Source organism: Pseudaminobacter soli (ex Li et al. 2025), from assembly GCF_003012705.1.
Classification (GTDB): Bacteria; Pseudomonadota; Alphaproteobacteria; order Rhizobiales; family Rhizobiaceae; genus Pseudaminobacter; species Pseudaminobacter soli.
Map to the genome: position 1 here is coordinate 128,105 of NZ_PXYL01000010.1, position 13,050 is coordinate 141,154.

11 protein-coding genes are annotated in these 13,050 nt (G+C 64.2%); 7 read left to right on the forward strand and 4 right to left on the reverse strand.

The window, feature by feature from the left end:
• Nucleotides 1-36 precede the first annotated feature (36 nt).
• Nucleotides 37-2,055, reverse strand: coding sequence for an amidase (locus C7I85_RS19395; RefSeq protein WP_106725659.1), 2,019 nt, complete (start codon nt 2,053-2,055; stop codon nt 37-39).
• A 155-nt stretch (nt 2,056-2,210) separates the two neighbouring features.
• On the opposite strand from C7I85_RS19395, the gene C7I85_RS19400 reads away from it, so the two are divergent.
• The 3 genes from C7I85_RS19400 to C7I85_RS19410 all read left to right on the forward strand — a co-directional run bounded on the left by C7I85_RS19400 (nt 2,211) and on the right by C7I85_RS19410 (nt 5,256).
• Entirely contained in the window at nt 2,211-3,596 is a 1,386-nt protein-coding gene (locus tag C7I85_RS19400) for an aspartate aminotransferase family protein (RefSeq protein ID WP_210203062.1), read from the forward strand.
• 112 nt (nt 3,597-3,708) lie between these two features.
• Nucleotides 3,709-4,479 (forward strand): SDR family NAD(P)-dependent oxidoreductase, encoded by a 771-nt coding sequence (locus C7I85_RS19405; protein WP_106725661.1) that lies wholly within the window; start codon nt 3,709-3,711, stop codon nt 4,477-4,479.
• A 21-nt stretch (nt 4,480-4,500) separates the two neighbouring features.
• Nucleotides 4,501-5,256 (forward strand): SDR family NAD(P)-dependent oxidoreductase, encoded by a 756-nt coding sequence (locus tag C7I85_RS19410; protein WP_106725662.1) that lies wholly within the window; start codon nt 4,501-4,503, stop codon nt 5,254-5,256.
• A 19-nt stretch (nt 5,257-5,275) separates the two neighbouring features.
• Here the strand turns inward: C7I85_RS19410 and C7I85_RS19415 are convergent, their stop codons facing one another.
• Nucleotides 5,276-5,953: a GntR family transcriptional regulator gene (locus C7I85_RS19415; protein ID WP_106725663.1), complete on the reverse strand. Its 678-nt coding sequence runs from the start codon at nt 5,951-5,953 to the stop codon at nt 5,276-5,278.
• A gap of 228 nt (nt 5,954-6,181) precedes the next feature.
• Nucleotides 6,182-9,010, reverse strand: coding sequence for a DNA translocase FtsK (locus tag C7I85_RS19420; RefSeq protein WP_106725664.1), 2,829 nt, complete (start codon nt 9,008-9,010; stop codon nt 6,182-6,184).
• A 225-nt stretch (nt 9,011-9,235) separates the two neighbouring features.
• Between C7I85_RS19420 and C7I85_RS19425 the strand changes: the two genes are divergently transcribed.
• Nucleotides 9,236-10,093, forward strand: a complete 858-nt coding sequence (locus C7I85_RS19425) for an alpha/beta hydrolase (protein ID WP_245445012.1) — start codon at nt 9,236-9,238, stop codon at nt 10,091-10,093.
• A gap of 9 nt (nt 10,094-10,102) precedes the next feature.
• Here the strand turns inward: C7I85_RS19425 and C7I85_RS19430 are convergent, their stop codons facing one another.
• On the reverse strand, nt 10,103-11,014 hold the full coding sequence (locus tag C7I85_RS19430) for a LysR family transcriptional regulator (protein ID WP_106725665.1): 912 nt from the start codon (nt 11,012-11,014) through the stop codon (nt 10,103-10,105).
• A 121-nt stretch (nt 11,015-11,135) separates the two neighbouring features.
• Here C7I85_RS19430 and C7I85_RS19435 point away from each other — a divergent pair, with 121 nt between their 5' ends.
• Genes C7I85_RS19435 through C7I85_RS19445 form a run of 3 tightly spaced genes read left to right on the forward strand, consistent with a single transcriptional unit; the run spans nt 11,136 to nt 12,987 of the window.
• A complete protein-coding gene (locus tag C7I85_RS19435) occupies nt 11,136-11,429 on the forward strand; it encodes a hypothetical protein (protein WP_146148900.1) in 294 nt (97 codons plus the stop codon).
• Nucleotides 11,429-12,391 carry a dihydrodipicolinate synthase family protein gene (locus tag C7I85_RS19440; RefSeq protein ID WP_106725667.1) on the forward strand — a complete coding sequence of 321 codons (963 nt, stop codon included), beginning with the start codon at nt 11,429-11,431 and terminating at the stop codon, nt 12,389-12,391. Before C7I85_RS19435 ends, C7I85_RS19440 begins: the two co-directional genes overlap by 1 nt.
• A 50-nt stretch (nt 12,392-12,441) precedes the next feature.
• The gene (locus C7I85_RS19445; RefSeq protein ID WP_106725668.1) at nt 12,442-12,987 is read left to right on the forward strand and encodes a 3-hydroxyanthranilate 3,4-dioxygenase; all 546 of its coding nucleotides are present in this window, start codon (nt 12,442-12,444) and stop codon (nt 12,985-12,987) included.
• Nucleotides 12,988-13,050 lie beyond the last annotated feature (63 nt).

Genomic DNA, 13,050 nt, shown 5'->3' on the forward strand with positions numbered 1-13,050 from the left:
GGCGTAACCGGAAACCCGGTTACGCCGTTTTTGCAATCAGGCGATGCCGCCCGTGACCGTGTAGGCGCCGGCGCTGCGTCCGTCCTTGAGGCGGATGACCGCAGTCACGATCGAACCGTATGAACCGCGCCACACGCTGTGAAAACCCCTGTGCGTTTCGGCAGGAACGAGAACGCGGCCGCTGAAGCGAGTGCCTGCTCGCTGCATATAGAGGGGTTCGCCATTGATGTGGACCTTCAGCTCACACTCGGCGTCGTTTGCACGTTCCACATCGAGCGTGACAATTACCTCGTCGTGCTCGCCCTGCTGTCGCGTCTCGACGTGAAGCGTGACCTTGGGCAACTCTGCCTCGGTGCTTTCAGCCCGCTCGCGCGGGACAAAAACATCGTCCGCAAGTTCCGGTGTCCTAGGCGGGCTGGTGCGGCGCGAGCCGGAGCGTTCGAAATCCCCGGCCAGGCGCAGAAGCAGCGTGTCGTCATAGGCCTTGCCGGCGAATGTGAGGCCGACCGGCATGCCGATATCCGCCATGGTTCCCATTGGCACGGTGACAGTCGGAATACCCAGGTGCCGCGGCACCAGATTTCCGTTCGAAACCCAGGTCCCGTTGCGCCAGGCAAGCCGCGCGGAAGCCTCGTTCACGTCGGCGTCGGCCGGGCCGACATCGGCTGCGGCGGGGAACACCACGGCGTCCAGGCCCTCGGCATCCAGCCAGTCCTCGAAGTCGATCCGGCGTGTTTCCTCCAGACCCTTAAGGCCGCGCTCGATGTGCGGGATGCTTTCTAGATCGGCGACACCTTGCCGAGCCCGCTTCACATAGTCAGCGAGGTCGATATCGTCGCCATAGCGGTCGGGCAGGGCGCCTGGCGGCTGCGGAAAGATCTTTGCGCCGTCAACCGATGCCAGATCCGGAATGGCGGGGTCGCCATTGGCGCGCAAGAAATCGTCCCACGACCAGATGCTGAGGTCCCAGATTTCCCGCTCGGCAAATTCTGCGGGAACCAGACCGCGATCCACCATGGATTTTGCACCGGGCCGGTCGCGCTCGTAGTTTGAGACCACCGGAAAATCGACTGCCACCACCGCCGCGCCAAGCCGTCGCAGGTCGGCCGCCGCCTGTTCCCACAGCGCGAGCACCGAAGCGCGCGTCTCGATCGGCGCATTGGCGCCGGTGTCGCGACCGATATACATGCGCGGCACGCCGATCTTTTTGCCGGCCAATGATCCTTCGAGTGCGAGTTCGGTATAGCGGGGCGGGCGCAGGGCCGAACTTGGCGGAATGGAGACCCATGGCTGGACGCGCCAGAAGTCGCCGCGCGTCGTGTGGTCGTCCGCGACGATCACGTCGAGCAGTTCGAGCAGGTCGCCGACGCTTCGCGTATGCGGCACGACCACATCCATGGTCGGCACCAGCGGCCAGTTGCCCCGAACCGAAATCACGCCACGCGACGGCGTATAGGCCACCAGCGCATTGTTCGAGGCCGGCGCGCGGCCCGACGACCAGGTTTCCTCGCCAAGCCCGAAAGCGCCGAAGCTTGCCGCCGTCGCCGTGCCTGAACCATTGGATGAGCCGGATCCGAAGGCTGCCGTGAGGTAGTTGGCATTGTAGGGGCTTTCGGCACGGCCATAGACGCCGCGCTGCATGCCGCCATTGGCCACGGGCGGCATGTTGGTGCGCCCGATCAGGACCGCGCCGCCAGCGCGCAGCCTTTCGATGGTGAAGGCGTCTTCATTGGCAATGAGATCCTCGAAGGCGGGCGAGCCGGAGGCTACGGTCAGGCCGGCGACCTTGTAGCTGTCCTTGGCCGTATAGGGGATGCCGTCGAGCGGCCCGAGCGTTTTGCCATTCCTGCGGCGCCGGTCGGAGGCAGCGGCCTCCTCGAAAATAGTCGGGTTGAGGACCGGAACCGCGTTCAAGGCAATGCCGTGCCGGTCGTAATAGCCGATGCGCCTGAAATAGGCCGCGACCAACTCCACGCTGGTGACAGTGCCGGCATCGAGCGCCCGGCGCAGTTGCGGGATGGTGGCTTCCACGATGTGGAGATTGTCTTCAGTCATCGGTCGGTCCTGTGGAGATTGGCACGGTTTGATAAATTGTGATCACGATATTGATAATCGTTCGTTAGGGTCTGGGTCAAAACTTTTGCATTTGTTGACATTGTGTCGAGCCAAAAATATAGATCGTGATCATGATTTACCGGAGGGGGCATAGATTGAATCAGCAAAACCCAGCTTTGGCGGAGATCGAAGCCCGCGCCGCCGCCATGTTGTCCGTCGAAGCTCGCATATATACCGAGCGGCGTCCAAAGGCTTTGGCATCCACGCAGGCAGGCAATGGCTTCTTCGACGGAGTGCCGATGCATTGGATGCTCGATTGGCCGATGCCATTCCCGATGATCGTCGACAGGGCCAGCGGGGTTAGGCTCACCGATGTCGACGGCAATGAAGTGGTCGACCTTTGCCTCGGCGACACCGGCGCGATGTTCGGCCACGGCCCGGCGCCGATCCTGCGCGCCCTCGAAGGCGTAGCCCATCGTGGCCTGACGACCATGCTGCCTTCGGCCGATGCAAACGTCGTGGCGTCACTGCTTGTCGAACGCTTCGGCCTGCCGCGCTGGCAGATCGCGGCCACAGCGAGCGACGCCAACCGCTTCGCCATCCGCGCCGCACGTGCCGTCACCGGCCGGCGCAAGATTCTGGTCTTCGACGGCTGCTATCATGGTTCGGTGGACGAAACGCTGGTCGATCTGGTCGACGGCAAGACGCTTTCTCGCGCGAGCCTGCTGGGGCAGGCGGTCGATCTTGGCGAGAACACCATCTCGATTCCGTTCAACGACGAGGAGGCGCTGCGCGCGGCACTCGCCTCCGGCGAGGTGGCCTGCGTGTTGGCCGAGCCGGTGATGACCAACTGCGGCATGATCCTGCCTGAGGAAGGCTTTCACGACGTCCTGCGCCGCCTGACCCGCGAGGCCGGCACACTGCTGCTGCTCGACGAAACCCACACGATTTCCTCGGGGCTCGGCGGCTACACGGCAGTGCATGGTCTGGAACCTGACATCCTGGTCATGGGCAAGCCGATCGGCGGTGGCATTCCCGTCAGCATATGGGGCATGACGTTCGACGTCGCCGCTCTGCTCGACAAGGCAAGGAAGGCGCGCGAAACGTCGGGCCATTCGGGCATCGGCACCACGCTTTCCGGAAGCGCGCTGCAGCTGGCCTGTCTGCGCGCAAGCCTTGAACAGATCGTGACCGCCGAGACCTATGCCCGCATGGGCCGCCAGGCAGACGTGATTGACGAAGGCCTGCGCGCGGCCATTGCCGATTGTGGCCTGCCTTGGACGGTGACGCGCGTCGGCGCGCGTCTGGAGGTGGTCTTTACCGATACACCGGTGCGCAATGCCGTGGAAGCCCGCGCTGCCGCTTCGTCGACCATCGAATCGGCACTGCATCTGGCCTTGCTCAACCGCGGCTTCCTCGTCACGCCGTTCCACAACATGATCCTCGTCGCGCCTCCGCTGGAAGAGCACGAGGCGCAAGGGCTGGTCCGCGCCTATCGCGACGTGCTTGGCGAACTCGCCGCGACCAAGGCGGCTGCTTAAGGTCGTGAACGCACCCGCCGTGCTTGCGCTGTGGCGGGCATTTTGCAATTGACGCAACGACGGCGCCATGGCGTCGTCGTTGCGAAAACAGTCTGTTGGAGGAGTGGACCCAATGTCGCGCAAAACGGTGATGATTGCAGGTGGCGCGGGCGGCATGGGCATCGCAACCGCGCTGCGCTTTGCGGCCGACGGCAACCGCGTCGTGGTCGCGGACCTCGCGGGCCCAAGGCTCGACGAGGCAAAGGAGCGGATCGAGGCAGCAGGCGGCGAGGCGCTGTGCCTTGCCTTCGACATCCGCTCCGTTGCGGCATGCAAGGAGGCAGTCGCTTCGGCTGCGGAGTGGGGCGGCGGCATCGACGTGCTGGTCAATGCCGCGGGCGTCTGGCTCGAAGGACCGTCCGCGGAGGTCAGTGAGCAGGACTGGGACCGCGTGCTCGACGTCAACCTCAAGGGCGCGTTCTTCCTGATCGCTGCCGCCACGCCGCACTTGATCGCCTCGCGCGGGGTGATCGTGAACATTTCGTCGGACGCCGGCCTGGTGGGTAACAACGGCGCGGCGGTCTATTGCGCCTCCAAGGGCGGGCTTGTCCTGCTGACCAAGGCGCTCGCGCTGGAGCTCGCGCCGCATGGCGTGCGGGTCAATGCCGTGTGCCCCGCCGATGTCGCGACGCCGATGATCGAGTACCAGGCCACGACCTATGGCGGCGGCGATCCGGATGGCTACAAGCGCAAGCTTCTGTCGCACTATCCACAGGGCGATACGGCCCGTTTCATCAAGGTCGAGGAGATCGCTGGGCTGATCCACTTCCTCTGCCAGCCGGGCGCTGCGCCAATCACGGGCACGGCGCTGCCGATCGATTTCGGCGTGACAGCAGGTTATTGAGCCGGCGAGGGAGGACCATCCATGCAAGCGAAATCCAGAACCGCACTCGTCACTGGCGCCGGCGCCCCTGATGGCATCGGCATCGCGATCGCCCGTGCACTAGACAAGGCGGGACTGTCGGTCGCCATCACGTCGTCCTCCAATCGCATCTTCGAGCGGGCAGAAGAACTCCGGGCCGAAGGCATCGAGGTCAAGGCAGCTGCTGCCGACTTGACCGACGCCGCGCAGGTCGAGCGCCTGCACGCGGAAATCGGCGACGTCGACATCCTCGTCAACAATGCAGGGATGGGAACCGCCGCGCAGCCGGCCGTCCAGAAACTATTCATGGAGTTGACCGAGAGCGATTGGAACAGAGGGATCGACGTCAGCCTGAAGACGGCATTTCTGGTCACGCGCGCCTTCCTGCCGAAAATGGTCGAGAACGGCCACGGCCGCGTGGTCAACATCGCATCGGTCACCGGGCCTTATGTGTCCAACGAGGGCGAGTCGGCCTATTCCGCCGCGAAGGCCGGAATGGTGGGCCTGACCCATGCGCTTGCGCTGGAAATCGCGCGCCATGGCATCACCGTGAATGCTGTCGCGCCGGGTTGGGTCGAAACCGGTGCCTCGACGCGGGAGGAACGGGAAGCCGCGCGCCGCACGCCTCCGGGCCGGGCGGGTTCGCCGGACGAGATCGCCGCCGCCGTGGTCTTCCTCGCCTCCGACGGGGCGAGCTACGTCAACGGCTCGGTTCTGGTGGTGGATGGCGGCAACATCCTGCAGGAGCGCAAGGGCTAGGCCGAGCCGCCGCAAACGCTCAAGCTTGGTCTTGCAAGGTTTTGCGCAGTAGGTAGACGCTGTCGAGGATGTCGGCGTGGATTGCCAGCTTCAGGGCCTCCGCATCCTTGCGGCGGATCGCGTCGATGGCGATACTGTGCTTGTCGATGACGTTCGTGGCTTCTACGAGGTTGTAGACCGTCCGCATGAAGGGCCCGAACTGGACCCAGATGCTTTCGAGCAGCGGCACCAGCACCTCGGATCCTCCGGCCCGGTAAAGCTCGAAGTGGAAGCGGTAGTTGGTCAGCATGTAGGCATCGGCGCTGCCGGACCTGTAGCTCTCGTTCATCTCGGTGTCGAAAGCGATCATCCGTTCGAGCCGGGCGGCGTCCACATAAGGCAGCGCGCGCGCCGCGCAGATCGGTTCGAGCGCCACCCGCGCCTGCATCAGTTCTTCGAAACGCGACACCGTGAGCCGGGGCACGCAAACGCGTCGATTCTGCTGGATCTCAAGTGCGTTCTCGGCCGCAAGCCGCCGGATGGCTTCGCGCGCCGGCATCATGCCGACACCCAGCATCTCGCTGATACTGCGCAGGCTGATGGCTTCGCCGGGCGAGAAGCGGCCGGTTATCAGGTTCTCGCGTAGGGTCTGGTAGACCTGCTGGTGAACCGGCGCGAAAGCGGGATCGACGGCATCACTGGCCTGCTGCACATCCACCTCTGACGCCCCTTTCGTTTCCAGCCCTGCAGACCGTGAAAAGCCTGTTCAGACAAATCCCTGACCGGTCGCCGACTGCCGGGCCGAAGTATAAGCCTCCGCGGCAATCGGACAAGCTCGGTTCCCGGGCCCGAAGCGGGGAGGGCTGCTCTTGCGAATTGGCAGAATCCGCCTGTTTGCCCGCGTGGCCGATAGGGCAGGGGGCGGCGGAACCGCCCCCGCCGCCGGTCAGTCCATGTCGTCCTTCTCCGGTGCGCCGGCATGGTCGCGCCGACCCAGCAGTATTTCGCGTTTTCCCACATGGTTGGGAGCCCCGACGATGCCTTCCTTCTCCATCCGCTCGACCAGCGAGGCGGCGCGGTTGTAGCCGATACCAAGGCGGCGCTGGATGTAGGAGGTCGAGCACTTCTTGTCGCGAAGAACCACCTTCACCGCCTCGTCATAGATCGAGTCCGCATCCTCGGCGGCTACCGCGCCCTTGTCGAAGACAGGTGCCTGTTCGGCTTCGGGCTCTTCCTCGTCCTCGTCGGCCGTGACCGTCTCGAGATATTCGGGGCGGCCCTGAGCCTTCAGATGCGCCACGACATGCTCGACCTCGGCGTCGGAAACGAACGGGCCGTGGACGCGGGCGATGCGACCGCCGCCGGCCATGTGCAGCATGTCGCCTTGGCCCAGAAGCTGTTCGGCACCCTGTTCGCCCAAAATGGTGCGGCTGTCGATCTTCGACGTCACCTGGAAGGAGATGCGGGTGGGGAAGTTCGCTTTGATCGTGCCGGTGATGACGTCGACCGAAGGCCGCTGCGTGGCCATGATCAGGTGGATACCTGCCGCGCGCGCCATCTGCGCCAGACGCTGGATGGCACCTTCGATCTCCTTGCCGGCCACCATCATCAGGTCGGCCATCTCGTCGACGATGACGACGATGTAAGGCATCGGCGCCAGGTCGATTTCTTGCTCCTCGAACAGCGGCGCGCCGGTGCCTTTCTCGAAGCCGGTCTGCACCTGCATGGTGACGGTCTCGCCGTTCTCGCGGGCGGCCGCGGCGCGCTGGTTGTAGCCGTCGATGTTGCGCACGCCGAGCCGCGCCATCTTGCGATAGCGGTCCTCCATCTCGCGCACGGCCCATTTAAGCGCCGTGACGGCCTTCTTCGGGTCGGTGACGACGGGCGTCAGCAGATGCGGGATGCCGTCATAGACGGAGAGTTCCAGCATCTTCGGATCGACCATGATCAAGCGGCACTCTTCCGGCTTCAGCCGGTAGAGCAGCGACAGGATCATCGTGTTGATGGCGACCGACTTGCCCGAGCCGGTGGTGCCGGCGACCAAGAGGTGCGGCATCTTCGCAAGCTCGGCGATGACCGGTTCGCCGCCGATGGTTTTGCCAAGGCAGAGCGCCAGCTTGCAGCCGGTTTCGCGGAAGTCCGCGGATTCGATCAGCTCGCGGAAATAGACCGTCTCGCGCGTCTCGTTCGGCAGTTCGATGCCGATGACGTTGCGGCCCGGAACCACCGCGACGCGCGCGGAAATGGCCGACATGGAACGCGCAATGTCGTCGGCAAGGCCGATCACGCGGGAGGATTTTACGCCAGGGGCCGGCTCGAACTCATAGAGCGTGACGACAGGGCCGGGACGCACATGGATGATCTCGCCGCGCACGCCAAAGTCTTCGAGCACGCTTTCCAGCAGGTCGGCATTCTGTTCCAGCCGCTCCTGCGACATGTAAAAGCCCTGTCCAGCCGGCGGCTCCTGCAGGAGGTCTTCGGAGGGCAGTTGATAGCCATCGACCGCGCCGGGCAGCGTCGCGCCGCCGAGCGGCGGCAGCGTCGTGCGTGCGGTCGGAACCGGCATGGTGATTTCCACCTTCCTGACCGTTTCGGAGGCGGCTTGGCTCTCCGCAGCCGGGATCGGCGCGGCCTCTGCCACGGGGAGAGCTACGATCTCCACGGGTGCAGTCGCAGCAGCTTCCACGCGCGGAACCACTACCGTTTCCACCGCCGGGGCCGTGACAACTTCGGCTGTCGAGACCGTGACGGCTTCGGATGCGGAGGTTGCGGTGACTTCCTTGGCCGGCGCGGTGGCAATCTCTTCCACAGGGGCTGCGACCGCGGGAGCGGCGGAGGCAATGATGGCAGCCGGCGTCAGCTGCGCCGGTTCGGTTGCGCGGGCTTCGGGCACTTCCCCACTGGCTTCGGCAGCAACTGTCGAGGCCGCGACCTCCGGCAGGGCAGGGGCGACCTGCGTGCCGGGATGGCATTCGATGACGCGATAGAGCGCTGTGATCTCGTTCGTCGCCGAGCGGAATTGCTGCTGGCTCCAGGCTACGGAACCGCCCACACCGGTTGGCGCGACGAGCGTCGGCCCGTCCATGGCCTCCGGCGACACGAATTCGAAGAAGGCGTGGTCGGAAAGGAAGGACCAGCGTGTGTCTTCGGCTCTTGCCGTTTCGGCCGGCGCGACTTCGGGCTCGGGAGCAGGTTCCTGGGGCAACGGCTGCGGTGCCGCGGTCACCGCCGTGGCGACCCGCGGAAGCACCTGTGCCATTTCGACGACGCGGTGCAGCGAAGGGGTTTTGCCGGTCGGCGTTGCCGCTACTCCAGGCCTGACGGTGCCAACTGCCGGCTGAGCGACTTGCGCGGCGGGCTGATGGCTTACCGTCGATGCTGAAGGCACGGGGGCGCTGGGCGATGGCGTCGGCGCGATTGGAGCAGGCTGCGTCATCGGCTGGCGCGAGGGAGTATTCATGGCATTCGTCTGTGGTTGCACGGTCTCGGCTTCGCCCTGAGGCGAGCGACGCTTCATCAGTTCGTGTTCGGGAGTGCGGGTGAAGCGGACATTTGGAGCCAGGAAGAAGTGATCCTGCATCGTGGAATGAACAAAATAGCTTTCAGCCGCGACAGCCTTCTTCTGAGGCGCCTGGCGCGGGGCGAACTGCGGATTGCGGCCGTTCGCTGCTGCGTGCGGCACGCCGTTCGGCGCATTGCGCCTGTCTTCAAAGTGATTTGCTTCGCCCTCATCGTGCGAAGCCAAGGGCGAAAGGTAGGTTCGATGGAGGGTCATGGATCCTGTACTCAAGATTCGCCGAGGAGACGTCCGTTGAGCAATAGGAAGCGAGTGGTTAATAGATCCTTCCAGCGGGGCCGTTTCGGTCGTCGCAGCGAAGCTCGACGTGTCGTGCCGGACACATTTTCCGAGGCGGGAACAGCCGAAAATGGTGGCTGACGTCATCCGCGCTTTCGTAAGCTGGCGGCCGGGAATCGACAAAGGAATTGCGCATGAGTGTGCTTGCCGAAGAAGCCAGCTGGCCGCGGGAAATTATCGATCGCGATTACAGCGCGCGCGTCGGTGACGCCCGAGGTCTTCGAGGCCGAGATGCGCAACTACCGCAGCCGTTCCGATGAGATGCGCGGCCTCGCCACGCATCTCGACGTCGTCTATGACCCCGAGAGCGGGCAGACGATCGACATTTACGGCACCGGCTCGGAGCCGCGGCCCGTCTTCGTGTTCATCCATGGTGGCTATTGGCGAATGCTCTCGAAGCACGACTCCGCTTTCATGGCCGGCATGCTCGCCAGCCACGGCATCGCCACGGCGGTGGTGGACTACAGGCTGGCGCCCGAAGTCACCCTGGAAGAGATCGTGCGCGAGGTGCGTGCGGCCGTGAGCTTCCTCTGGAAGAACGGGCGCGCTTACGGGATCGATCCGGACCGGATTTATGTCGGCGGAAGTTCTGCCGGCGGCCATCTGACCGGCGCAGTGCTGGCGGGCGGCTGGCACGACGCGTTCGGTGTGCCGGAAGACATCGTCAAGGGCGCCATGCCGATCAGCGGTCTGTTCCACCTCGCCCCGATTGCAAAATCCTTCGTGCAAGACTGGATCAGGCTGGATGACGGTATGGTCGAGCGGCTGAGCCCCGCGGCCAATATCCCGCGCGTCGGCTGCCCCATCGTGGTCGCCTATGCCGACGCCGAGCCTGCCGGCTTCAAGCGGCAGTCGACGGAATATGACCGCCTGTGGCGCGCGGCTGGTTTTCCTTCTCAGCTGGTCGAGATCGCAGGGCGCAACCATTTCGACGTGCTGCTCGACCTTGCTTCGGAAGACAGCGAACTGTCGCAGCTGCTGGTTCGGCTGATAAAAGGCTGACGTGTCGCTTCAGCTGGTCTCGCGCGGCGTGAGTTGCTGCGCGTAGCGCCGCACGATGGTGGCGAAAGCCGAGACTGCCGGTGAGACCGAGCGGCCGGTGGCGTGGATCAGCGAGACCTCGCGGGAAATATTGGGGTCGGTCAGCAGCTTGCCGACCACCTTTCTGTAGCGCGCGGCAGCCAGCGCATAGGTGGGTAGAACCGCGACGCCAAGGCCCGCCTCGACCAATGCGATGGCAGTGGTGACCTGGGTCACCTCGTAGGCGGGTTTCAGCGCGATCTCTGCCGCTTCGAAGCCGACCTCGACCAATAGCCGGATGCCGCTGTCGCGGGTGAGCGTGATCAGCGGCTGGTCTTCCAGCTCTCGCCAGGGGACCGAGATCGCGTCGTTGAACGGGCTGCGGTGGTCGCAGAACAGCATCAGGCTGTCGCGCACCAGTGGCACGCGCTCTATGCCCTCTTCCGCGGGCGAGAAGGTGCCCAGGCCGCAATCGGCCTTGCCGCTGCGCACGCTCTCGATGATCTGTTCCGTGCCGACGTCGGCGATTTGCACCGTTATGCCAGGATAGCGCTCCTGAAACTCTGCGATGGCCTGCGGCAGCACGACGGCCGCCAGAAGAGGCGGGGCGGCAATGCGCAGCCTTCCGCGCCGCCTCTCCGCCAATTCGTGCACGCTTTCCACGGCATGCTCCAGCTCCTCCAGCGCCTTGGCGGCCGAGTTGCGAAATTCGCGCCCGGCATCGGTCAGTTCGACGCGCCGTGTGGTGCGGTCGAACAGCCGCACGGCGAGTTCCGCTTCGAGGTCCTTGATTGCCTGGGAGAGCGCGGGTTGGGCGATGTTGAGCCGCTGCGCAGCGCGCGAGAAGTTGCCGAGCTCGGCAACGGCGAGGAAGCTTTCGATCTGCTTGATGGTGATTTTCACGGGTGACTCGAGACTTATCGCGTTTTCCTATCAATTAATACATTGAATGGCGATTGCCATATAGATGGCCAGCGTGTTTTCTGCTTCCATTAGGGTCGCTGGTGCGGCCACGGAGGAATTCTTGGAGGCAACGGGTGCGATCGGCGGCGCCGCCAATGGCTGGATGAGACGCAATTCCTTCAGCCGCAAGGACCGTCGTCTCGTGATCAGCCGCGGCACCTGCGTCGACGACCATATGCCCGAAGGCCGCCTGCATCTCGAATTCGCGCGCAGCCAGATCCGCCTCGGCCAGGTTCCCGGTGTCGATTGCGGCGCGAGGCCGCCGCTCGGCAATCTTCAAATGCCTCTCACCAGTGAGAAAATCTGGCTCGCCTTGCAAGGCTCGGCGGGCAGCGACAATCAGGTGGACGATTGATGAAATACACGAAGAAAGACGCCAAGGCCCATTCGCGGGCGACCATGAAGGGCATTTGGGCCGCGGCGCTCACGCCCTTTACGCCTGATCTCGCGATCGACGAAGACGGCGTTCGCCGCAACTTCGACCACTGGATCGAAGACCTCAAGATCGACGGCTTCTTCGTCGCCGGCAAGCAGGGCGAGTTCTTCTCGATGTCGGTCGAGGAGCGCAAGCGCAGCTTCGAGCTGGCTGTCGAGGCCTGTGCTGGCCGCGCCCAGACGATCATGTCCTGCTCGGACCAGAACATGGATGTGGTAATCGACCTGGCGAAGCACGCCCAGAAGGTCGGCGCCGACTACATCGTCGTGCATGCGCCGATCTTGCACTTCTTCAAGCGGCAGGACGAAACGCTGCTGAACTACTACCGCGCGATCGCCGAGAAGGTCGATATCGGCATCGCGCTCTGGAGCCATCCCGACAGCGGCTATCTGATGAGCCCCGAGCTCTGCAACCAGCTGGCCGATATCGAGAACGTCGTTGCCATCAAGTACAGCGTGCCGCGTCCGATGTATTCGGAGCTGACGCGCCTCGCCGGCGACCGCATCCTGGTCAGCACGGCTTCCGAGGAAGAGTGGCTGGACAATATCCTCGAGCTCGACTGGCAGCTCTATCTGTGCTCGTCGCCGCCCTATCTGATCCAGAGCAAGCACGACACCCGCATGCGCGAATACACCGATCTCGCATTCGCCGGTAAGGCCGACGAAGCGCGCCGCGTTCGCGACAGCCTCGATCCGGTGCGCGCGGCGCTCAAGGATACCCGGCCTGCGGAGAAGCCGCATTCCCACCAGAAATACTGGCAGGAGTTGCTCGGGCAGGTTGGCGGCGCGGTGCGTCCGCCGATGCTGGAGCTGACCGAGGAGGAGAAGCGCGCCACCCGCGTCGCTTTCGAAAACTGCGGCCTGAAGGTCGGCCGGAACTGACCCTGGCGGCGGCGTCCACGCGGCGCCGCCCAATTTCACGGAGGAGAAACATGAGCAGACGCCTTTCCGCCTTCAGCTTCTCGAAATGGATCGACGAGCACGCCCATCTGTTAAAGCCGCCGGTCGGCAACCAGCAGATCTGGGAAGACGCGGACATGATGGTCACAGTGGTCGGCGGCCCGAACAAGCGCACCGACTATCATGACGACCCGGTCGAAGAATTCTTTTACCAGCTCAAGGGCAACATGATGCTCAAGGTGGTGGACAACGGCAACTTCTACGACGTGCCGATCCGCGAGGGCGAGATTTTCCTCCTGCCGCCCCATGTTCGTCATTCGCCGCAGCGCCCGCAGGAGGGCTCCATCGGTCTCGTCGTCGAGCCGAAGCGCCAGCCCGACCAGATCGACGCTTTCGAATGGTACTGCTTCGAGTGCAACGAACTGGTGCACCGCATCGAGGTTTCCCTGAAGAGCATCGTGCGCGATCTGCCGCCGCTCTATCAGGCCTTCTATGCCGACGATAATGCGCGCACCTGCCCGAAATGCGGCACGATCCATCCCGGCAAGACCCCGCCCGAAGGCTGGGTGAAGCTCTAGGCTTCCCAGAATTGTTGAAGGTGTCCGCCGAAATTCGGCGGGCCGGCTTACCCAGGAATCTTA